This is a genomic window from Burkholderia sp. ABCPW 11 (assembly GCF_001523445.1).
GTDB lineage: Bacteria > Pseudomonadota > Gammaproteobacteria > Burkholderiales > Burkholderiaceae > Burkholderia.
This window is the reverse complement of sequence record NZ_LOVM01000036.1, coordinates 43,718-64,651: the sequence shown is the minus strand read 5'-3', so window position 1 is coordinate 64,651 and position 20,934 is coordinate 43,718. Positions and strand designations below refer to the sequence as shown.

Annotated in this window: 17 protein-coding genes and 1 tRNA gene; 8 read left to right on the top strand and 10 right to left on the bottom strand. The window is 68.0% G+C overall.

All coding sequences use genetic code 11. The features are described 5' to 3' along the window. Positions 1 to 15: 15 nt before the first annotated feature. Positions 16 to 339, bottom strand: a complete 324-nt coding sequence (locus WS61_RS16195) for a DUF4148 domain-containing protein (RefSeq protein ID WP_059501475.1) — start codon at positions 337 to 339, stop codon at positions 16 to 18. Between the two features lie 491 nt (positions 340 to 830). Between WS61_RS16195 and WS61_RS16190 the strand changes: the two genes are divergently transcribed. Next, on the top strand, positions 831 to 2,471 hold the full coding sequence (locus tag WS61_RS16190) for an L-lactate permease (protein ID WP_059501473.1): 1,641 nt from the start codon (positions 831 to 833) through the stop codon (positions 2,469 to 2,471). Positions 2,472 to 2,570: 99 nt separating this feature from the next. Here WS61_RS16190 and WS61_RS16185 read toward each other — a convergent pair whose 3' ends face one another. Then, positions 2,571 to 3,488 carry a LysR family transcriptional regulator gene (locus WS61_RS16185; protein WP_059501470.1) on the bottom strand — a complete coding sequence of 306 codons (918 nt, stop codon included), beginning with the start codon at positions 3,486 to 3,488 and terminating at the stop codon, positions 2,571 to 2,573. A 228-nt stretch (positions 3,489 to 3,716) separates the two neighbouring features. On the opposite strand from WS61_RS16185, the gene WS61_RS16180 reads away from it, so the two are divergent. Both WS61_RS16180 and WS61_RS16175 read left to right on the top strand, forming a co-directional pair. Continuing rightward, a complete protein-coding gene (locus WS61_RS16180) occupies positions 3,717 to 5,888 on the top strand; it encodes a phosphocholine-specific phospholipase C (protein WP_059501468.1) in 2,172 nt (723 codons plus the stop codon). Positions 5,889 to 6,101: 213 nt separating this feature from the next. Next, positions 6,102 to 6,827, top strand: a complete 726-nt coding sequence (locus tag WS61_RS16175; protein ID WP_059501466.1) for a phosphonate utilization associated transcriptional regulator — start codon at positions 6,102 to 6,104, stop codon at positions 6,825 to 6,827. Positions 6,828 to 6,925: 98 nt separating this feature from the next. Here the strand turns inward: WS61_RS16175 and WS61_RS16170 are convergent, their stop codons facing one another. The 5 genes from WS61_RS16170 to WS61_RS16150 form a co-directional block, all read right to left on the bottom strand. After that, positions 6,926 to 8,314, bottom strand: a complete 1,389-nt coding sequence (locus WS61_RS16170; RefSeq protein WP_059501464.1) for an FAD-dependent oxidoreductase — start codon at positions 8,312 to 8,314, stop codon at positions 6,926 to 6,928. A 103-nt stretch (positions 8,315 to 8,417) separates the two neighbouring features. After that, positions 8,418 to 9,548 carry a 2-aminoethylphosphonate--pyruvate transaminase gene (locus tag WS61_RS16165; RefSeq protein WP_059501463.1) on the bottom strand — a complete coding sequence of 377 codons (1,131 nt, stop codon included), beginning with the start codon at positions 9,546 to 9,548 and terminating at the stop codon, positions 8,418 to 8,420. A 47-nt stretch (positions 9,549 to 9,595) separates the two neighbouring features. Continuing rightward, complete coding sequence (locus tag WS61_RS16160; protein WP_059501460.1) at positions 9,596 to 11,323, bottom strand: putative 2-aminoethylphosphonate ABC transporter permease subunit; 1,728 nt, start codon at positions 11,321 to 11,323, stop codon at positions 9,596 to 9,598. Further along, positions 11,320 to 12,411, bottom strand: a complete 1,092-nt coding sequence (locus tag WS61_RS16155; protein ID WP_059501512.1) for a putative 2-aminoethylphosphonate ABC transporter ATP-binding protein — start codon at positions 12,409 to 12,411, stop codon at positions 11,320 to 11,322. Before WS61_RS16155 ends, WS61_RS16160 begins: the two co-directional genes overlap by 4 nt. A 94-nt stretch (positions 12,412 to 12,505) precedes the next feature. Then, complete coding sequence (locus WS61_RS16150; protein ID WP_059501458.1) at positions 12,506 to 13,558, bottom strand: putative 2-aminoethylphosphonate ABC transporter substrate-binding protein; 1,053 nt, start codon at positions 13,556 to 13,558, stop codon at positions 12,506 to 12,508. A 208-nt stretch (positions 13,559 to 13,766) separates the two neighbouring features. On the opposite strand from WS61_RS16150, the gene phnA reads away from it, so the two are divergent. Then, a complete protein-coding gene (phnA, locus tag WS61_RS16145) occupies positions 13,767 to 15,005 on the top strand; it encodes a phosphonoacetate hydrolase (protein ID WP_059501510.1) in 1,239 nt (412 codons plus the stop codon). A 27-nt stretch (positions 15,006 to 15,032) separates the two neighbouring features. Further along, complete coding sequence (gene phnY / locus WS61_RS16140; protein ID WP_059501456.1) at positions 15,033 to 16,487, top strand: phosphonoacetaldehyde dehydrogenase; 1,455 nt, start codon at positions 15,033 to 15,035, stop codon at positions 16,485 to 16,487. 102 nt (positions 16,488 to 16,589) lie between these two features. Here phnY and WS61_RS16135 read toward each other — a convergent pair whose 3' ends face one another. After that, positions 16,590 to 17,405 (bottom strand): alpha/beta fold hydrolase, encoded by an 816-nt coding sequence (locus WS61_RS16135; protein ID WP_059501454.1) that lies wholly within the window; start codon positions 17,403 to 17,405, stop codon positions 16,590 to 16,592. A gap of 81 nt (positions 17,406 to 17,486) precedes the next feature. Here WS61_RS16135 and WS61_RS16130 point away from each other — a divergent pair, with 81 nt between their 5' ends. Further along, on the top strand, positions 17,487 to 18,101 hold the full coding sequence (locus tag WS61_RS16130; protein ID WP_059501452.1) for a CGNR zinc finger domain-containing protein: 615 nt from the start codon (positions 17,487 to 17,489) through the stop codon (positions 18,099 to 18,101). A 36-nt stretch (positions 18,102 to 18,137) separates the two neighbouring features. Here WS61_RS16130 and WS61_RS16125 read toward each other — a convergent pair whose 3' ends face one another. Continuing rightward, positions 18,138 to 19,043, bottom strand: a complete 906-nt coding sequence (locus WS61_RS16125; protein ID WP_059501450.1) for a DUF3592 domain-containing protein — start codon at positions 19,041 to 19,043, stop codon at positions 18,138 to 18,140. 324 nt (positions 19,044 to 19,367) lie between these two features. Next, positions 19,368 to 19,443 (bottom strand) — tRNA-Lys (locus WS61_RS16120). A gap of 190 nt (positions 19,444 to 19,633) precedes the next feature. Here WS61_RS16120 and WS61_RS16115 point away from each other — a divergent pair. Together WS61_RS16115 and WS61_RS16110 are read left to right on the top strand one after the other, a co-directional pair. Beyond that, positions 19,634 to 20,038: a PaaI family thioesterase gene (locus WS61_RS16115; protein ID WP_059501448.1), complete on the top strand. Its 405-nt coding sequence runs from the start codon at positions 19,634 to 19,636 to the stop codon at positions 20,036 to 20,038. An 8-nt stretch (positions 20,039 to 20,046) separates the two neighbouring features. Then, on the top strand, positions 20,047 to 20,913 hold the full coding sequence (locus tag WS61_RS16110; RefSeq protein WP_059501446.1) for a patatin-like phospholipase family protein: 867 nt from the start codon (positions 20,047 to 20,049) through the stop codon (positions 20,911 to 20,913). Positions 20,914 to 20,934: the final 21 nt, after the last annotated feature.

Here is a 20,934-nt window from a genome sequence, read left to right as displayed (position 1 = left end):
CGGTTCCGTCGACGATCAGTGATGGGCGTACGTGCCGCGATCGGCCGCGTGCGGCAGCGTGGGCTTCGCCGATTCCGCGTGGGCCTGGCCATCGCTGCCGTAACCGGCAGCGTCGCCCTCGCCCTCGCCGCGCGCCTGCGCCGCACGTTGCATGACCGCCTGCATGTTCCGCGGAAAGTCGGGACTGCTTGCGAGGCTCGTCCGGTAGCCGGCGGCCTGCAGTTCCGCGAGTTCCTGGCGGACCTGCGCGCGCGTGAGCGTCGACGCGGCTTGCGCGTGAGCGGCGAACGCTGCGCCGATCAGCACGAGCGCGCATGCCGCGTGTTTCATTTTCATCATCGTGTGTGCTCCGTGGGGTTCCGGTGCCGCGCCATCGCCGGCGCGGCCGGAAACGATGCAGCCAGTCTAGGCTTCGGACGCCAAACGAAACATCCTCGCGGCTGGCAGTCACCTTTTCCGGTCGCGCAACATTGCGCGGGTACCGGCATCGCGCGGCCACGCTCGAGCCGGCCGCGACGGGTTTTCTGTCGAACGCGACAGCGGCACGCCATCTGCCGGCCATCGTGCGGCGGCGGATCCGCATCGACTCGCCCGCATCGGGCTTCTCCCCCCTTGTGCAAGCGCGTCGCGCCTCCTAACCTCTTTTAAGCGACCGATCGGTTGGCCGCGCAACGTCGTTGCGTGCGCAAGCGCCCGATCGTAGTCGCGACTGCAGGACATCGACTTGTACCGAGCCCGGCGCATCGACATGCGAACCCGGGCCGGCCGCACAAGGCATGGGACCCGAGTACGCGCTGAAGCGCCAACTCGGGTCGACATCTGGAGACACGATGAATCCCACCGACGCCCTACCGCCCGGCATCGTCTTCGCGCAACCGTTGACGCCGGTCGCCCACTCGCTGCTCCTGTCGTTCCTCGTCGCGACGATCCCGATCGCGGTCGCGCTGGTCGCGCTCGGCGTGCTGCGCCGCCCCGCGTGGCAGGCGTCGCTCGCCGGGCTCGTCGCGGGCCTCGCGGTCGCGATCGGCGCGTGGGGGATGCCGGCCGGGCTCGCGTTCAACGCGGTCGGCGCCGGCATGGCGCTCGCGGTCGTGCCGGTGATGTGGATCGTCTTCAACGCGCTGTTGCTGTACAACATCGCGGTGAAGTCCGGCCGCTTCGACCAGTTCCGGCAGTGGATGCTCGACAACCTGCCCGACGATCGCCGCCTCGTGCTGCTCGTCGTCGCGTTCTCGTTCGGCTGTCTGCTCGAAGGGATCTCCGGGTTCGGCACGCCGGTCGCGATCACGAGCGCGCTGCTGATCGCGCTCGGCTTTCCCGCGCTCGAAGCGCTCACCTATACGCTGCTGTTCAACACGGCGCCGGTCGCGTTCGGCGCGCTCGGCGTGCCGATCACCGTGCTCGGTGCGGTCACGTCGCTGCCGCCCGCGACGCTCGCGCAGATGGTCGGCCGCCAGTTGCCGTTCTTCGCGCTGCTGCTGCCGTTCTACGTGGTCGGCGCATACGGCGGCTTGCGCTCGATCGCGAAGCTGTGGCCCGCGCTGCTCGTGTCCGGCGGCAGCTTCGCGATCGCGCAGTTCGTCACGTCGAACTTCCTCGGCTACCAGCTCACCGACGTGCTGTCGTCGCTCTCGTCGCTGATCGTGACGATCGGCTTCCTGCAGTTGTGGAAGCCGCAGCCCGATCCGCAATATGCGCTCGCGCGCAGCGTGCCGGCCGCGGCCGGCGCCGCGCGCGCGGGCTTCGGCGGCTGGCTGCCGTGGCTCGTCGTGTCGGTGGTCGTGATCGTCTGGGTGCACGCGAACATCGCGGCGATCGGCGACGTGAAGATCAAGTGGCCGGGGCTGCACAACGCCGTGTACGTGTCGCTGTACCACAAGCCGTATGCGGCGATGTGGGATTTCCAGCCGCTCGGCACGGGCACCGCGATCCTCGTGTCGGCGATCGTCACGGCCGCGCTGACGCGCACCGGCCCCGGCGCGTTTGTCGAATGCGTGGTGAAGACGTGGCGCCAGACGTGGATCGCGATCGTCACGGTGATGATGATCGTCGGGCTCGCGTACCTGCTGAACTACTCGGGCATCAGCTACACGCTCGGCACCGGCGTCGCGTCGACGGGCGCGCTGTTTCCGCTGGTGTCCGCATCGCTCGGCTGGATCGCCGTGTTCCTGTCCGGCAGCGACACGTCGGGCAACGCGCTGTTCGGCAACCTGCAGGTCGTCGCTGCCCGGCAGCTCGGCCTCGATCCGGTGCTGATGGCCGCGACCAACTCGTCGGGCGGCGTGATGGGCAAGATGATCTCGCCGCAGAACATCGCGACGGGCGTGTCGACGACGGACCTGAAAGGGCAGGAGGGCGTCGTGTTCGCGCGCACCTTCTGGCACAGCGTGATCCTCACGCTGTTGCTCGGCGTGCTGGTGTTCCTGCAGCAGCACGTGCTGACCTGGATGATTCCGGCGCTGCCGAAGTGACGCGCGGCGCCACGACAGAAGGAAGGCACGAGGAAAGCAACGAGGGAAAGCGCGGGAAAAGCGCCACGTAGTATGCGGAAGCGGCGAGCGCGCGGTGGCTCAGCGCGCGTTCGCCCGCCGCATCGTTCGTCCGGGTTCGACCGCGCCGGCCGCTTCGCCGTCGTCCGGCAGGATGCACGCGAGGAACGCGTCGATCGCGGGGCTCAGGCGGCGCGCTTTCAGGTAGTACACGTATTCGTCGATCGTCGTATCGACACCGCGCAGCGCGATCACGCGCAGGTCAGGATGGCGCTCGGCTTCGCCGCGCGGAAACAGGCTGCCGCCCACCCCATGCAGGATCGCCTCGCGAATCGCTTCGCGGCTGCCGATCTCGGCGACCGAGGCGGCCGCGACGCCGGCCGCTGCGAGGATCGTCTCCGTGCAGCGGCGCGTGACCGAACCTTCCTCGCGGATCAGCAGCCGCACGTCGGCGAGTTGCGCCGGGGCGATCGAATCGAACCGCGCGAGCGGATGACGGCGGTGCACGACGAGCACCAGCGGATCGGTCGAGATCACCTTGCGTTCGAGGCCGTCGGCGTCGTTGCGCTGCGACGAGACCGCGAGATCGATGCGGAACTCCTGCAGCGCCTGCAGGATTTCCTCGGAGTTGCCGATCCGGCACGTCAGCGCGATCGACGGATGCGCGCTCGAGAAGCGGCCGACCGCATCCATGATGTAGTACGGGCCCGTCGCGCCGATCCGCAGGTGGCCTTCGAACAGGCCGCCGACGTTGCGCAGCATGATGTCGGCCTGCGCCTCGAGCGCGATCATCTTCTCGACGAGCGGCAGCAGCTCGATGCCCGTCTCGGTCACTTCGAGCTTGCGGCCGCTGCGGTAGAACAGCTCGACGCCGTACAACTGCTCGACCTGCCGGATCTGCGCGGCAATCGTCGGCTGGCTCACGCCGAGGTGGCGCGCGGCGCGCGTGATGCTGCCCTGCCGGACGGTCGCGTGGAACGCCTTCAGCTGATCGAACACGTGTCGGCTTCTCCCCCCTCTTCATCGCGCGTCAGCGTAGCGCGTGCATGTGTCGGCCGCATGAAAGGCGCGGCGTGCGCGGCTTCGAAAAAAAGCTGGGGGTGAGCGCAAGAAACCTGCGGGAACCGGTCACGGCCGGGACATGCCGGTGCGGGGTAATAACGGCGACGCAGATCGCCGGCCCCGCTCGCCCGGCGCCCCCACTCCCCCGACCACAAGGCTCTCTTCATGTCCTCGAACAATCGACGCGATTTCCTGCGCCTCGCCGCGCAGTCGGCCGGCGCGATGGCCGCCTATGCGGGCTTCCCGCCCGCGATCCGCAATGCGCTGGCGATGCCGGCCGCCTATCGCACCGGCACGATCCGCGACGTCGAGCACGTCGTGATCTTCATGCAGGAAAACCGTTCGTTCGACCATTACTTCGGCGGGCTGCGCGGCGTGCGCGGCTTCGACGATCCGCGTCCGCACCTGCTGCCGAACGGCGCGCCGGTGTGGCAGCAACCGCCGGCGTCGGTGTTCACGAAGAACTACCATTCGCGCGGGCTCGATCCGTCGGCGCCGTACGTGCTGCCGTTCTATCTCGATCCGAAGCAGACGACCGAATTCCAGCCGGGCACGAACCATGGCTGGAGCAGCGGCCACCTGTCCTGGAACAACGGCCAGTGGGATCAGTGGGTGAACCAGAAGCAGGACGTGCTGACGATGGGCTACCTGAAGCGCCAGGATCTCACGTACCACTACGCGCTCGCCGACGCGTTCACGATCTGCGATTCGTACTTCTGCTCCGCGCATGCGGACACCGCGCCGAACCGCATCTACCTGTGGACCGGCACGGTCGACTCGCGCAACGTCTACGGCAGCGCGCCGAACGGCCCGGGCATCGGCGAGCGCAACGACGTGAACGGCTACACGTGGACGACCTACGCCGAACGCCTGGAGGACGCGAAGATCAGCTGGAAGGTGTACCAGGGCGGTACCGGCATCCCGGGCGACCCGACCGACAACTACACCGACAACTCGCTGATGTTCTTCAAGAAGTTCCAGGTGAAGGAGGGCGCGAGTGGCCCGCTGGTCGACAAGGGCGCGTCGAACCACACGCTCGCCGAACTGAAGGCCGACGTGCAGGCCAACCGCTTGCCGCAGGTGTCGTGGATCGTGTCGCCGTACAAGTACAGCGAGCACCCGCAGGCGTCGCCGACCGACGGCGCGTTCTACATCAACATGGTGCTCGAGGCGCTGACGTCGAACCCCGAGGTGTGGGCGAAGACGGTGTTCATCCTCAACTACGACGAGAACGACGGGCTGTTCGACCACGTCGTGCCGCCGGTGCCGCCGGTCACGAGCGGCGTGGGCGGCCAGGGCATCGTGTCGTCGAACCTGCTGTCGAACCTCGGCGACGAGCTGCTCGACCTGAACAAGTACCCGGGCGAGATGAGCCCGCTCGTGCCGGGCGCCGATCCGGGCGGCATCCAGCCGATCGGCCTCGGGCCGCGCGTGCCGCTGATCATCATCTCGCCGTGGACGAAGGGCGGCTGGGTCTGCTCGGAGACGTTCGACCATACGTCGGTGCTGCGTTTCCTCGAAGCGCGTTTCGGCGTGAAGGAGCCGAACATCAGCGCGTGGCGCCGGTCGATCTGCGGCGACCTCACGTCGGCGTTCGATTTCTCCGCGCGCCCCGACACGCGCACGGTGAGCTTCACGGTGCCGCAGCACATCGCGACGGCCGGCCAGGCGTACCAGGTGCCCGCGCAGCAGTCGATGCCGACGCAGGAACCCGGCACGCGTCCGGCGCGTGCGCTGCCGTACGAGCTGTTCGTGCACAGCCGCGTGGGCGCGCATGACGATACCGTGTCGCTCGACTTCGCGAACACCGGCGACGCCGGTGCCGCGTTCTACGTGTACGACCGGCGCAACCCGGCGACGCCGCCGCGCCGCTACGCGGTGTCCGCGCACGACCGCTTCGTCGATACGTGGAGCACGTCGGCCGCGCGCGGCGAATACCATCTGGCCGCCTACGGCCCGAACGGCTATCTGTGCGAGTTCCAGGGCAACACGCGGCTCGCCGCGGACGGCCGCCACGCGAACCCCGAAGCGAAGATCGGCTACGACGTGCGCAACCGTCACGTGTACCTGCAACTGCGCAACAGCGGGCGCGCGGCCTGCCGCGTGACGGTCGACAATGCGTACAGCCATGCGCCGGCGCGCACCTACACGCTGGAGCCGGGCGAGCGCGTCGAAGGGCACTTCGAGCTGTCGTCGAGCCACGGCTGGTACGATCTGACGATCACCGCGACCACGCTGCGCGGCGGCGACGACAAGGTCGTGCGCCGCTTCGCGGGCCACGTCGAGACGGGCCGGCCGAGCCACAGCGATCCGGGGCCGGTGAAGCGCACGGCCTGACGGCTGCGCCGGCGTCGTGCGAAGCGGGGCGGTTCCCCGCATCGCGCGAGCGCCGCGTGCCGGTTGCATGCCGGCTGGACGCCGCCCGTGTGCGGGCACGCGGGATTGGCTTTTGGAAACTGAAAACTGTTGACAATATGCCGGGGCGAGGGTATACAAGGATCATTCGCCGATATGGCGCCGTCGTTTTCACCCCCAGCCCGCTGCCCGACCATGACTGCCCCGAACGCGCTCAGCGCCATCGAACTCCTGCAAAGCCAGTCGCTCGCGATGATCGTCCAGGACATGCTCGAGCGCGCGATCGTCTCCGGCGAATACGCACCGGGCGAGAAGCTGAACGAAGTCGAGATCGCGACCAGGCTGAACGTGTCGCGCGGCCCGGTGCGCGAAGCGTTCCGCGCGCTCGAGCAGGCCGGCCTGCTGCGCAACGAGAAGAACCGCGGCGTGACCGTGCGCGTCGTGCCGCTGCGCGAGGCCGAGGAGATCTACGAAGTGCGCGCGATGCTCGACGAATCGGTCGCGCGCGCGCTCGCGAAGCGTATCTCGCCCGAGACGCTGAAGGTGCTGAAGGGCATCATCCAGTCGATGAAGGACGCCGCGAAGGCGCACGACGTCACGCGCTACACCGAGCTGAACGTGCAGTTCCACGACGCGATGGTCGTCGGCGTCGGCAATACGCATCTCACCGATACCTACCGGCGGCTCGTGCGCCAGCTCGGCCTGCTGCGTCAGGCGGCGATCGAGGCCGAGGAGGATGCGATCGCCGTGTCGGCGGCCGAGCACGACAAGATCGTGCAGGTGCTCGCGGCCGGCGACGAGGAAAAGGCCGTCGCGCTCGTGCGCGAGCACGTCGCGCACGGCCTCGCGCGGATGCGCCGCACGCACGAGCAGGGGCTGCCTGCGGCGGGCAAGGCGGCGCGGGAGAAGGCCGGCGCATAAGCGCCGGCGACGGTCGCGCGGGCTGCCGCGCATCGGCAAAGGGACGCGTCGCCGCGTCCCTTTTTCGTTGCGCTTCAGTTCAGCCGGTCAACACATCGTCACGCCTTGTCGGCTTTCCCCGCCGCGCTCGCAAATTTCGCGAGCCACGTATCGACGACCGACGGCTGCCGGTTCTCGTCTTCCGCGCGTTCCTTGCGGCGAATCGCGTTGCGCACGACGTGCGCGCCGACGTAGCGGATCGGCTCCGGCGGAAAATGGCCGAGCAGGCCGCGCACGATCGGGCTGCGCGTCCACGCGTTGTCGAGGCCGAGCACGAGCGACGACAGGATCTGCCCGCCCATGTAGGTCGGCCCGACGCCGTTGCCCGAATAACCGAACCCGTAGAACACGTTCGGCGCGCCGTCGAGGCGGCCGAAGAACGGGAAGCCCGTGACCGAACGATCCGACGGCCCGTTCCAGCTCGCGGTGATCGGCACGTCCGCGAGCGACGGGAAGAACGCGCGCAGGCTGTGCGTGAGCTGCGCCTCGTACGGCGAGCGGCGGTCGAACACCGGCGCGATGCGGCTGCGCCACGAGAACGTGTTGCCGCCCTTGCCGAGCATCAGCCGCCCGTCGGCCGTCGTGCGGTAGTAGTAGACAAAGATCCGCGAATCGAGCACCGACACGCCGTCCACGAGCCCGGTCTGCTCCAGCAACGCCGGACATTTCTCGGTGATCACCATGTCGCTCGACACGACCGCGATCGTGCGTTCGAACTGCGGGAAGCGGCTCGCCATCCACGCATTGATCGCGAACACCAGCTTGCCGGCGGCGACGCTGCCCGACGGCGTGCGTACGACGGCCGGCTGGCCGGGCGTGAAGTCGAGCATCGGCGTGCGCTCGTAGATCCGGATGCCCATGTCGAGCGCAACGCGGCGCAGCCCGCGTACGAGCTTGCCGGGATGCACGGTCGCGGCGACCGGCGAGTAGACGCCGTCGAGATTGCGCGCGGAGCCCGAGCGGCGCGCGACTTCGGCGGGCGGCAGCGGCTCGTAGCTGTGGATGCCGCACGCGGCGAGCGCGTCGAGCACCGGCGCGAGCGTGCCGACCTGCGCGCGCGACGTCGCGGTGTACAACGTGCCGTCGAGCCGCAATTCGGCGTCGATGCCGTGCGCGCGGCAGAAATCGGCGATGTGCTGCACGGCCGCTTCCGACGCCTTCACGAGCCGGATCGCCTCGGCTTCGCCGAACAGACGCCGCAGCGTCAGGAATTTCGCGGACCACGTGAGCAGGCAGCCGCCGTTGCGTCCGCTCGCGCCGGCGCCGCAGAGGTCGGCTTCGAGGATCGCGATGTCGAGCGCGGGGTGCTGCTGCTTCGCCTGGATCGCGGTCCAGAGTCCCGTGAAGCCGCCGCCGACGATGCACACGTCGGCCTGCGTCGCGCCTTGCAGCGCGGGGGCGAGATCGCCGTCGTTGAACAGCGCTTGTTCGATCCAGAAGGGGCGCATCGGAAGGCTCGTCGATAAGGTAAGGGGCCGCGCGACGCACGGCCGGGAAAAACGGGCGGCCGCATGCTCGTGCGCACGCGGCCGGGTGCCTCGCGTCACCTCGTCATGCCGCCGCTTCGGCCGATACGCGGCGCACGCCCATCGCTTTCAGCGAGTCGGCAATGGCCGCGACGGCGCCCGGAATCCCGGCTTCGCCGAAATGGCCGATGCAGCCGACGCGGAACGTCTCCACTTCGGTGAGCTTGCCCGGATACAGAATGTAGCCGCGCTTTTTGACCTCCTGATAAAACCGCTTGAAATCGTAGTTCGGATCGTCCGGCGCATGGAACGTGACGATGATCGGCGCCTGGATCGCCGGATCGAGGAATGGCCGGAAACCGAGCGCGCGCATCCCGTCGATCAGCGCGCGAGTGTTGCGCTGGTAGCGGCCGCCGCGCGCGGCGAGCCCGCCTTCGTCGACGTATTGCGCGACGGCCGCGTCGAGCGCGGCGACCACGTGCGTCGGCGGCGTGAAGCGCCACTGCGTCGTGCGCTGCATGTAGACCCACTGGTCGTACAGGTCCATCGCGAGCGAATGGCTGTTGCCTTCGCTGCGTTCGAGCGCGCTGCGCTTCGCGATCACGAAGCCGAGCCCCGGCACGCCTTCGAGACACTTGCCGGATGCGGCGATCACCGCGTCGAACGGCGTCGTGCGCGCGTCGATGTCGATCGCGCCGAACGAGCTCATCGCATCGACGATCAGCGCCCGCCCGTGCTTCGCGACGGCCTGCGCGACGTCGTGCAACGGGTTCAGCACGCCGGCGCCGGTTTCGCAGTGGACGAGCGCGACGTGCGTGATGGTCGGATCGGCGGCGAGCGCGCGCTCGACGTCGATCGGATCGACACGGCGATCCTCGCGGTAGTCGATCGTCGTGAGCGTGCGGCCGAGCACGCGGCAGATCTTCGCGATGCGCTGGCAGTACGCGCCGTTGTTCGGCACGAGCACGTGGCCGTCGCGCGGCACGAGCGTGCCGATCGCCGCCTCGACCGAGAACGTGCCGCTGCCTTGCAGCGGCACGCATTCGTGCGTGCCCTCGCCGTGCGCGATCTGCAGCAGCCGTTCGCGCAGCCGCGCGGTGATCGCGTTGAAATCGCCGTCCCACGAGCCCCAGTCGCGCAGCATCGCATCTCGCGTGCGGGCGGAGGTCGTCAGGGGGCCGGGGGTGAGCAGGATGGGCTGGGCGGCGAGCGTCATGGTGTCTCCTTGATGAAGTCGGGACGTCACGGGAATGCGGCAGGAACTCAACGGCGATGCGGATGGCGCCACGCCTGCGTACGGCGCAGCAGGCGATGCGAGATGCACGCGAACAGCACGCATGCGAACGACGAGGTCGCGAGCACGAGCGTGGCCATCGCGGCGGCCGGACCCATCTGGCCCGCGTCGTCGAGGTTCAGGATCGCGACCGATGCAGGCTGCGTGTCCGGCGAGTACAGGAACGCGACGGCCGACACCGTGGTCATCCCGTTGACGAACAGGTAGCGCGCGATCAGCAGGATCGCGGGCAGGCACACGGGCACCGTCACGCGCAGGAAGGTCTTGTAGAACGGCACCTTCAGCGACGCGGATACGGCCTCGAACTCGCCGTCGATCTGCCTGAGCGCGGTGACGGCGGTGAGGTGGCTGGACGCGTAGTAGTGGACGACCGTGACGATCGCGAGCAGCCACAGCGATCCGTACAGCCCGTTCAGCGGATTGCCGGGCGCGTTGAACAGGAAGATGTAGCTGATGCCGAGCACGAGCCCCGGCACGCCCATCGGCAAGATCGCGCACAGGCTGATGAAGCCGCGCAGCCAGCGCGCGCCGCGGGTCTTCTCGATCAGGTAGGCACCCCCGAACACGACGATCGTGCCGCCGAGCGCCACCGTCGCGGCCATCCGCAAGCTGTTCTTGTACGCGTCGAAGATGCCGGCCGCGATCAATCCCATCCGGTAGTGCTGCAGCCCGAGACTCATCTGGTACGGCCAGAACTTCACGAACGACGCGAACACCGAGATGCCGACCACCGCGATGAAGAATGCGCACACGAGCGCGCAGTACGCGAGCATCGCGGCGTCGAAGCCGCGCGACGGCTTCGGCTGGTACGGCGTCGAGCGCGCGCCGAGCTGCGACTGCTGGCGACGGCGGACGAAGAAGTCGATGCCGAACGCGACGAGCGCCGGGCACAGCAGCATCAGGCTCACCACCGCGCTGCGGTTGAAGTCCTGCAACCCGATGATCAGCTTGTAGATGTCGGTCGACAGCACGTTGTACGAGCCGCCGATCACGACCGGCACGCCGAAGTCGTTGATGCACATCGTGAACGCGACCATCGTCGCGCTGATCAGCCCGTACTTCGCGCCGGGCAGCGTGATCGTGAAGAACTTGCGCAGGCGGCGCGTGCCCATCGCGTCGGCGGCCTCGTAGAGCCGGCCGTCGGCGAGCGACAGCGCGGTGACGAGGATCATCAGCACGTGCGGGAACGATGCGTACACCATGCTCAGCACGATGCCCGGCAGCCCGTAGATCGAATGGCCGTGCAGCAGCGGCTTGAGCAGCCCCGCGTTGCCGAACCAGTAGATGAACGACACGGCCGACAGCAGCGTCGGCGCGAGCAGCGGCAGCAGCGCGATCGTGCGCGCGGCGTTCTTCAGCGGCATGCACGAGCGCGTGAGCGCATACGCGAACGTGAACGCCATCGGCACGACGATCGCCGTGACGAGCGCGCCGACCGTCAGCGAATGCAGCATCGAGCGCAGCACGCCGCTGTCCTCCAGATACTCGACGAAGTTGTGCGCGCCGACGAAGCGGCCGTCGGCGTCGACGAAGCATTTCTGCACGACGAGCGCGAGCGGCAGCAGCAGGAACAGCGACATCAGCGCGGCCATCGCGAAGAGTGCGAGCTGGGCGATGCGGTCGTGCCAGTGCGTGATCTGTCGCACGTCGGCGGGGGCGGACGCGCCGCGGCGGCGCTCGGTCAGGACGGTGCTCATTGCAGTCGCTCCTTCGCGCACGGGAACACGCGGACATGCTCGCGATCGAGCGCGAGGTCGATGCGCGCGCCGGCCTGCACGCCGGTGCGGTCGACGTCGCGATACGAAAGGTCGGCGACGATCTCCTGGCCGTCGAGCCCTTCGATCCGGAAGCTCACGCGGCAGAACGCGCCGAGGAATTCGAGCTTCTCGACGCGGCCGGCCAGCACGTTGTCGGCCGTCTCGCCCGGCACGCGGATGCGCAGGTCCTCGGGCCGCACGTAGACCGACACCGCCGCGCCCTGCGCGGGGCGGGCCGCACCATGGCGGCAATCGAGGCCGACCGCGCCCGCGCGCAGCGTGCCGTCCTGCGCGACTTCGGCGGGAATCGTGTTGACGCGGCCGATGAAATCCGCGACGAACGGCGATGCCGGCTGCCGGTAGATTTCGAGCGGGGTGCCGATCTGTTCGATTACGCCGTGGTTCATCACGACGATGCGATCGGCCATCGACAGCGCTTCTTCCTGGTCGTGCGTGACCATGATCGTCGTCACGCCGAGCCGCTGCTGCAGCGCGCGAATTTCCTGGCGCAGCCGCACGCGCACGCGCGCGTCGAGCGCGGACAGCGGCTCGTCGAGCAGCAGCAGGCCCGGCGACGTCGCGAGCGCGCGCGCCAGCGCGATGCGCTGCTGCTGGCCGCCGGACAACTGGCCCGGATGCTTGCGATGGCTGTCGGGCAGGCCGACCAGCGCGAGCAGCGTGTGCACGCGCTCGTGGATCGCGTCGCGCTTCATCTTGCGGTTCACGAGCCCGTACGCGACGTTGTCGTACACGGTGAGGTTCGGGAACAGCGCATACGACTGGAACACGATCCCGTAGTCGCGCAGTTGCGGCGGCAGCCGCGAGATGTCGCGACCGTCCTGCATGATGTGGCCGGCGTTCTGCGTCTCGAGCCCCGCGATGATCCGCAGCAGCGTGGTCTTCCCGCAGCCGGACGGCCCGAGGAAGCAGATCATCTCGCCCTTCATCACGTTCAGGTCGATGTCGGTGAGGACCTGCGTGTCGTTGTACCGCTTCTCGATGCGTTCTACGCTCAGATAAGGTGCCATGCGCGCCTCCATGGAGGGGCGGCCCGGGGGCCGGGTTCGACGACGGAAAGGGTGACGCGGGGCGGCGCGCGGCGCGACCCCGCTGCGGGCAGCGTCATTGCTGCGCTTTCGCCCCGTAACGCTTCTGCCACGTATCGAGGATCGACTGGCGGTTCTTCGCCGACCACACGAAGTCGTTCTTCACGAGCAGGTCCGGGTAGTTGTCGGGGATGCCGGCCAGCTTTCGCGCCACGCCCGGATACGCGACGATCGCCCACCAGCGCGCGGTGATCTGGTTCGCTTCCTTGCTCGCCATGAAATCGGCGAGCTTCTTCGCGGCGTCGGGCTGTTTCGTCGTCTTCATGATCGCCGTGCCTTCCATGTCCCAGCCGAGCCCTTCCTTCGGGAACACGAGATCGATCGGCGCGCCCTGCGCCTGCAGTTCGTGGCCGCGGAATTCGAACGAGATGCCGATCGGGAATTCGCCGGTGCCGGCGAGCGTGCACGGCTTCGAACCCGAGTGCACGTACTGCGCGACGTTCTTGTCGAGCGCATCCATGAATTTCCAGCCTTTGTCGTCGCCGAAGGTCTGCAGCCACGCGGTCACGTCGAGGTAGCCGGTGCCCGACGACACCGGGCTCGGCATCACGATCGCGCCTTTGTAGACCGGCTTCGTCAGGTCTTCCCACGACGTCGGCTTCGGGATGTTCTTCGCTTGCGCGGCGACGCGGTTGTAGCAGATCGTCGCGCCCCACACGTCCATGCCGACCCAGTGCGGCGGCGTGTTCGCGTCGCTGTACTTGCGCGTGAGCTGGTCGAAGCCCTTCGGCGCGTACGGCATCAGCATGCCTTGCAGGTCGAGCAGCGTGAGGCTCGACGCGGCAAGACCGAGCACGACGTCCGCGCGCGGGTTGTTCTTTTCCGCGAGCAGCTTCGCGGTGACCGAGCCGGTCGAGTCGCGCACCCAGCGGATCTCGATATCGGGGTTCGCCTTCTCGAACGCGTCCTTGTAGGGCTTCATCGCCTCGTCTTCCAGCGCGGTGTAGACGAGCAGCGACGTCTTCGCGTGCGCGGCCTGGGCGGCGCCGAGCGCGACGGCCACCGCCAGCGCGACACGGGCCGCGCCCCTCCATGCATGGAAACGCTTGTGTACCGGCACTTCGTTCATCTTCAGACCCCTTGACTGTGGCGCCGCGGCACGCGGCGGATGAGTGGAGACCAGCCCTCTTGCTGCACCGTTGTTTTGCTTTCTGTTCTCTGCATGTTGTTGACAATCTACAAATCCTCAATTTTAATGTCAAGCATGGAAAACACCTCCCTTCGGCGCGGCGCGGGCGCCGACGGCTCACCCCTTCGACCTGAAAGGAATGAACGTCATGACTGAAACGCCTGTATCCGTGGAAGTGAACGGCCGCCGCTACAACTGGATGAGCCGGCCTGTGGTGGTCGTCTGCGTCGATGGCTGCGCATACGAATATCTGGAAGAGGCCGCCGAGGCCGGCGTCGCGCCGTTCCTGCGCACGCTGCTGAAGCCGGGCACGGCGCTCAAGGGCGAGTGCGTGGTGCCGAGCTTCACGAACCCGAACAACCTGTCGATTGTCACCGGCGTGCCGCCGGCGATCCACGGGATAAGCGGCAATTACTTCTACGATCGCGACACCGGCGCCGAGGTGTTGATGAACGATCCGAAATACCTGGTCGCGCCCACCGTGCTCGCGACCTTCGCCGAACAGGGCGCGCGCGTCGCGGTCGTCACCGCGAAGGACAAGCTGCGCCGCCTGCTCGGCAAGGGGTTGAAGGGCATCTGCTTCTCGTCGGAGAAGGCTGACGAAGCGAGCATCGAGGAAAACGGCATCGACAACGTGCTCGAACTGGTCGGCAAGCCGGTACCGAGCGTGTACAGCGCGGACCTGTCGGAGTTCGTGTTCGCCGCCGGCGTGCGCCTGCTCGAGACGCGCCCGATCGACCTGATGTACTTGTCGACCACCGACTACGTGCAGCACAAGTGCGCACCCGGCACGCCCGGCGCGAACGCGTTCTACGCGATGATGGACACGTACCTGCAGCGCCTCGACGAACTCGGCGCGATCGTCGCGATCACGGCCGATCACGGGATGAACGCGAAGCACGACGACGCGACCGGCGAGCCGAACGTGATCTACCTGCAGGAGCTGTTCGACGAATGGCTCGGCCACGATGCGGCGCGCGTGATCCTGCCGATCACCGATCCGTACGTCGTGCACCACGGTGCGCTCGGTTCGTTCGCGACCGTCTACGTGCCGGCGACGGCCGATGCCGATGCGTTGCGCGCGCGGCTCGCCGCGGTCGACGGCATCGAGGTCGTGCTGACGGGCGCCGAAGGTTGCGCGCGCTTCGAGCTGCCGCCCGCGCGGATGGGCGACCTGATCGTGATCTCGAAGCAGGACGTCGTGCTCGGCACGCGCCGCATCAAGCACGACCTGTCGGGCCTCGACGTGCCGCTGCGCTCGCACGGCGGGATCTCCGAGCAGATCGTGCCGCTGATCTTCAGCAAGCCGGTCGCGACCGACGTCGCGGGCCGCGCGCGGCTGCGCAACTTCGACATCATCGACATCGCGCTCAACCATCTGCAGTGACGCGGACGCATCCGCCAGGAGACACTCATGAACGCCATTGCAGAATCGTCGGATGTCCGCACGCTTCGTCGTGAAGCACTGCGAATCGATGGTGAAAGGATCTACCGCGACGCGGTGATCGACGTGCGCAACCCGTACGACGGCGCGCTGGTCGGCACCGTGCCGAAGGCGACGCTCGACGACGTGCGCCGCGCGTTCGCGGTCGCACGTGCGTACCGGCCGACGCTCACGCGCCACGATCGCGCGGCGATCCTTCGCCGCGCGGCCGACATCGTGCGTGCGCGCACCGCGGAGATCGCGGCGCTGATCACGGCCGAGGCCGGGTTGTGCATCAAGGATTCGACGTACGAAGCCGGCCGCGTGGCCGACGTGCTGACGTTCGGCGCCGGCGAAGTGCTGAAGGACGACGGGCAGATCTTCTCGTGCGATCTGACGCCGCACGGCAAGAAGCGCCGCGTGTACACGCAGCGCGACCCGCTGCTCGGCGTGATTTCGGCGATCACGCCGTTCAATCACCCGATGAACCAGGTCGCGCACAAGATCGTGCCTTCGGTGGCGACCAACAACCGGATCGTCGTGAAGCCGTCCGAGAAGGTGCCGCTGTCGTGCTACCTGTTCGCGGACATCCTGTACGAAGCCGGCCTGCCGCCGCAGATGCTGCAGGTGATCACCGGCGACCCGAAGGAGATCGCCGACGAGCTGATCACGAACCCGGCGATCGATCTCATCACGTTCACCGGCGGCGTGTCGATCGGCAAGTCGATCGCCGCGCGGATGGGCTACCGGCGCGCGGTGCTCGAGCTCGGCGGCAACGATCCGATCATCGTGATGGAAGACGCCGATCTCGACGAAGCGAGCACGCTCGCGGTGTCGGGCTCGTACAGGAATTCGGGGCAACGCTGCACGGCGATCAAGCGGATGCTCGTGCACGAGTCGGTGGCCGATCGCTTCACGGAGCTGGTCGTCGAGAAAACGCGCGCGTGGTCGTACGGCAATCCATCCGATCCGTCGGTCGACATGGGCACCGTGATCGACGAAGCGGCTGCGAAGTTCTGCGAGCAACAGGTGAACGACGCGATCGCGCGCGGTGCGCGGCTGCTGGTCGGCAACGTGCGCGACGGCGCGCTGTATTCGCCGACCGTCGTCGATCGCGTGACGCCCGACATGCCGCTGGTGAAGCATGAAACCTTCGGCCCGGTGTCGCCGATCATGCGCTTTCGCGACATCGACGAAGCCATCCGGATGTCGAACAGCACCGACTACGCGCTGTCGTCGTCGGTATGCACGAATCGCTTCGATCACATCACGCGCTTCATCACCGAGCTGGAAGTCGGCAGCGTGAACGTGCGCGAGGTGCCGGGCTATCGACTCGAATTGACGCCGTTCGGCGGCGTGAAGGATTCGGGGCTCGGGTACAAGGAGGGCGTGCAGGAGGCGATGAAGAGCTTCACGAATACGAAGACGTATTCGCTGCCTTGGTAAGCGACGTGTCACGCGCCCGCGCCGGCATCGCAGCCGGCACGGGCGTCGTTCGATCGGCTCGTATCGTCGGCCGATTCGCGTTTTCGCCGGGCCGGTGCCGGCTCAGCTCGGCGCAGACCCGTCGAGCACGGCCGCGACGATCGCTTCCGGCGCATCTTCCTGAACCAGATGGCCCGCGTGCGGGACCCGGATCAGCTGGCCGTTCGCGATGCGATCGGCCAGGGCCTGTCCTTGCTCGAGCGGAATCCACGCGTCGTCCTCGCCCCACACGATGCGCACCGGAAAGTCCGGCGGCGCGTAGCGGGCCTCCGCTTCCTCGATGTAGCGCTGGCGCATCTGCGCGATCTGGCGATAGAACGCGGCCTGGCCGGCCGGCGTGAGCCACGGCGCACGGTAGATCGACAGCACGTCGTCGCTCAATGGCTGCGCGACCGCATTGCCGAGATAGGCCGACAGGAGCGCGCGATGCGCGTACGCGGGCAAGCCGGTGAACGCGGCTTCGTGCTGCGCGACGTGACGCACGAACGGCGAGCCTTGCGGCGCGATCGCGACCGGGTTCACGAGCGTGAGATCCGCATACGCGATGCCGTCGAGAAAGTGCGCGCGCAGCACGGTTGCGCCGCCGTAATCGTGCGCGAGCACGCGCGGCCGCGCGAGTTGCCATTCATTCAGCAGCGCGCCGAACAGCGCGTTCTGACGGCCCAGCGACACGTCCGCGTCCGGCATGTCGGACTGGCCGTAGCCGAGCAGGTCGTAGAAATACACGCGATGGCGTCGCGCGAGCCACGGCGCGATCCGGCGCCATACCTGCGACGAAAACGGCGTGCCGTGTACGAGCACGAGCGGCGGGCCTTCGCCGAGCGTGCCCCATGCAATCCGGTGGCCTTCGAAATCGAAGCGGTTCGGGAGTTCGAGCATCGGCTTCTCCGTGATAACCTGTTTTGGTTGTTAACAGGTTACGCCGGATTTTCCGGATGTGAAACCGATAGGTGAAGATAAATGGTTACTCGATCCGACCCGGCGCGACACGGGCATGAATGGCGGGCGGCCGATTTCGTCGGCGGCCATCCGGCGCTCGATTTTCTGAACACGGTGGCCGACACCGGCAAGACGCGCGACGAGGACAAGCTCGTCGACTGGCCGGCCGTGCGCGCATGGGCCGCGAAAGCCGGGTTGCTGGCGCCCGACGATCTGGCGCGGCTGCTGCGTCATCCGCGCCAGGACGGCCCGGACGAGCTGGCGGCGCTGCACCGCTTTCGCGACGACGCGTACGTCGCGATCGCGCATCTGACGGCCGAAGGCGGTGGCAGTGCGGGGGCGCGCGCGGCGGACCGGCTCGCGGTGGCGATCCGCGACGCGATCGGGCGCAGCGCGTTCGACGCGGTCGGCGGCCGCTTCGCGTGGCGGCCCGACGCGCGCGGGGCGTCGCGCTGGATCGATGCGGTCGCGCTCGGTTTCGAGCATCTGATGCGCAGCGACGATTTCGTGCGCGTGCGGCAGTGCGGCCGGTGTACGTGGTTCTTCGTCGATCGCGGCCGCGGTGTCGGGCGGCGGTGGTGCGACATGCGCACGTGCGGGAATCGCGCGAAGGTGGAGGCGTTCAGGGAGCGGTGACGCGTGTGTCGCGACGGTTGCAGCACCGCGTGTGCGTCATCGGGTGGCTTCGTGCGGCCGGTGGTCGGGCCATAACGTTGCGGCGACGAACAGCCCCGCTGCGAGGAACGGCGCGCCGATCGCGAACAGGATGGCCGTGAGGCCCCAGCGATCCCAGAAGCGGTCGACGAGCGCCCGCTCGGGGGTGACGGGATCGTACAGCACGCTGACCGCGTCGCCCTCGCGCAGGCCCGGTTGCGACGACGCCGAGCCCTGGGCGAACGTGATCAGCCGTCCGCTGTCGGTCGTGAACGCGACGATGGCCGAATACAGCGACGTGCGCGACCGCGACGACCGCCCGTTTTTCGCGATCTCGACCACATGGCCGGTCGAGCGCGCATAGTGGTGGACGATCTGCCACTGACGCAGGCCGGCCGCGCCGGCGCCGGCGAGGAAGCCCGTGCCGATCGCGATCGGAATCAGCACGATCGCGACATCCCGGCGGCGCCGTGCCGGCTTGCGTGCGACGCGGGGCCGCGCCGGCTCCGATTGCCGGCGGCGACGCTCGTCGGCAAGCAGCAGGCTGCCGATCGCGAACGACGCGACGGCGAGCAGCGCCGGCACGGCCACCGGAAACCAGCGTTGCGTGAAATCGTCGATCAGCGCCGGGCGCTCGGGGTGGTCGGGGTCGAGCAGGACGTCGACGTTTTCGCCGATGTCGTAGGCGGGGACCGCCGATGCGGTATTGCCGGCGACTTCGCGGCGCTGGCCGTCGTTCGCGAGGTACGCGACGATCGGCCGGTACGCGCGCATCGCATCGCTGTCCTGGACGATGCGCACGACCGTGCCCGGCGCGCGGACCAGGTGGCCGGGTTCCCGGCTTGCCGTGATGGCGAGTGCGCCGGTCAGCACGGACAGGACGACACCGATCGTCAGCGCGACCAGCGCGTTCTTACCCGGCATGACGCGACCCGGTGCGTGCGTCGCGCGGATTCGGGTGTGCCCGGGGGAGCGGCCCGTCGCGACGGACAGGCCGATATTGGCGCGACCACGCCCTCCGAATGGTCGCGTCTCGTTCACATGCTTCCATGTCTGACGTCCCGTGTTCTCTCAGTGCCGGCGGCAGACGACGATACCTGCGCCGGTCGTGTGATTTTGTCGGACGATTCTAGCGGAAACGATGCGCGACGGGCGTGCGGTGGCGTACCGCGAAAGGCGCGCGCCGCGCGTGCGTCGGCCAAAACGAAAAAGGCCGGTCAGCTTTCGCTGACCGGCCTTTGGAATTCCTGGTGGGGCGTGAGTGACTCGAACACTCGACCTACGGATTAAGAGTCCGCTGCTCTACCAACTGAGCTAACGCCCCCAACAGAAGAAAGATTATGCGTGAGTATTTCGGACTTGGCAAGCCCTTTCTGCAAATATCCTGAAAATATTTCGTCGAGACGACGGCGGCCGTATGCGCGGTAACGAGCGGTCGCAGTTTGCGCGCTCCCGGTATGATGACGCCACACGCGTTGCGCGGCGGTCGCGCGACGTTTTCTGGACATTCGAAGATGGACGAAAACGCAGTCCGCGAATTGCTGGATCGCCTGCTGGCCCCGTGGGTCCGCTCGCTGGGTCTGGTCCCCGTGTCGATCGACGACGACAGCGTCACGCTGCGCCTGCCGTTTTCCGGCGAATTCCGCCATTCGGGCGGCGTGATCTGCGGCCAGGTGTTCACGGCGGCCGCCGACACCGCGATGGTGGTCGCGATCTCGGCCGCGCTCGGCGAATTCCGGCCGATGACGACGGTGTCGCTGAACACGAACTTCATGCGTCCCGTGCGCAAGGGCGACGTGCTCGTCACCGCGCGCGTGCTGCGGATGGGCCGCAACCTCGTGTTCGGCGAAGTCGAGCTGTTCGACGAGGACGGCAAGATGGCCGTCCATGCGACGTCGACCTACGCGCTCGTCAGCTGAGCGGCGCGATGTTCGACCAGATCGTCTTTGCGGGCGGCGGCAATCGGTGCTGGTGGCAGGCTGGCTTCTGGGACGTCGCGCAGCCGGCCCTCGGCCTGCGCCCGCGCGTGATCACCGGCATCTCGGCCGGCGCGGCCACCGCGTGCATGCTGTATACGCGCGACGCCGCGTGGGTGATGCGCTATTACGAAGAGGCGCTGCGCCACAACCGGAAGAACGCGTATTGGGGCAACCTGTTCGGGCGCGAGCCGGTGTTTCCGCACTACCGGATCTACCGCCAGGCGTTGCTCGACATCTACGGCGAGCCGTTCGCGAAGCTCGCCGCGGCGCCGGAGATCCGCATCGGCGTGTCGCACGTGCCGCGCTGGCTCGGCGCGCGCAGCGCGGTCGCCGCCGGCCTCGTCGCGTACAACATCGAAAAGTACGTGCGCAAGACGCTGCATCCGACGCTCGGGCGCACGCTCGGTTTCCGGCCCGAATTCGTGCGCGCGCAGGCCTGCACGCAAGTCGACGAACTCGCCGACCTGATCCTGCAATCGTCTTGCACGCCGCCGTTCACGCCGGTGCTGCGGCGCGGCGGCCGGCCGGTGCTCGACGGCGGGATGGTCGACAACGTGCCGGTCGATGCGCTCGACCCGGCGCCGGGCGACGTGCTGGTGCTCGTCACGCGGCTGTATCCGCGTCCGCAGATGTTCACGGTCGCGCATGGCGACCAGCGGCGGCTGTACGTGCAGCCGTCGAGCAAGGTGCCGATTTCGAGCTGGGATTACACGAGCCCGTCGCAGATGCGGCATGCGTACGATCTCGGGCGGCGCGACGGCGAGCACTTCCTCACGCGTGTCGGCGCGATGACGGGCGGCCGCGTGGCCGCCTGACGATCGGGAGCGGAGCAGCGG

Bases quoted from the DNA above. Each gene is read 5' to 3' on its own strand.
- WS61_RS16195 (WP_059501475.1), bottom strand. From the start codon at position 339: ATGATGAAAATGAAACACGCGGCATGCGCGCTCGTGCTGATCGGCGCA.
- WS61_RS16190 (WP_059501473.1), top strand. From the start codon at position 831: ATGAATCCCACCGACGCCCTACCGCCCGGCATCGTCTTCGCGCAACCG.
- WS61_RS16180 (WP_059501468.1), top strand. From the start codon at position 3,717: ATGTCCTCGAACAATCGACGCGATTTCCTGCGCCTCGCCGCGCAGTCG.
- WS61_RS16175 (WP_059501466.1), top strand. From the start codon at position 6,102: ATGACTGCCCCGAACGCGCTCAGCGCCATCGAACTCCTGCAAAGCCAG.
- WS61_RS16170 (WP_059501464.1), bottom strand. From the start codon at position 8,314: ATGCGCCCCTTCTGGATCGAACAAGCGCTGTTCAACGACGGCGATCTC.
- WS61_RS16165 (WP_059501463.1), bottom strand. From the start codon at position 9,548: ATGACGCTCGCCGCCCAGCCCATCCTGCTCACCCCCGGCCCCCTGACG.
- WS61_RS16160 (WP_059501460.1), bottom strand. From the start codon at position 11,323: ATGAGCACCGTCCTGACCGAGCGCCGCCGCGGCGCGTCCGCCCCCGCC.
- WS61_RS16155 (WP_059501512.1), bottom strand. From the start codon at position 12,411: ATGGCACCTTATCTGAGCGTAGAACGCATCGAGAAGCGGTACAACGAC.
- WS61_RS16150 (WP_059501458.1), bottom strand. From the start codon at position 13,558: ATGAACGAAGTGCCGGTACACAAGCGTTTCCATGCATGGAGGGGCGCG.
- phnA (WP_059501510.1), top strand. From the start codon at position 13,767: ATGACTGAAACGCCTGTATCCGTGGAAGTGAACGGCCGCCGCTACAAC.
- phnY (WP_059501456.1), top strand. From the start codon at position 15,033: ATGAACGCCATTGCAGAATCGTCGGATGTCCGCACGCTTCGTCGTGAA.
- WS61_RS16135 (WP_059501454.1), bottom strand. From the start codon at position 17,405: ATGCTCGAACTCCCGAACCGCTTCGATTTCGAAGGCCACCGGATTGCA.
- WS61_RS16130 (WP_059501452.1), top strand. From the start codon at position 17,487: ATGGTTACTCGATCCGACCCGGCGCGACACGGGCATGAATGGCGGGCG.
- WS61_RS16125 (WP_059501450.1), bottom strand. From the start codon at position 19,043: ATGCCGGGTAAGAACGCGCTGGTCGCGCTGACGATCGGTGTCGTCCTG.
- WS61_RS16115 (WP_059501448.1), top strand. From the start codon at position 19,634: ATGGACGAAAACGCAGTCCGCGAATTGCTGGATCGCCTGCTGGCCCCG.
- WS61_RS16110 (WP_059501446.1), top strand. From the start codon at position 20,047: ATGTTCGACCAGATCGTCTTTGCGGGCGGCGGCAATCGGTGCTGGTGG.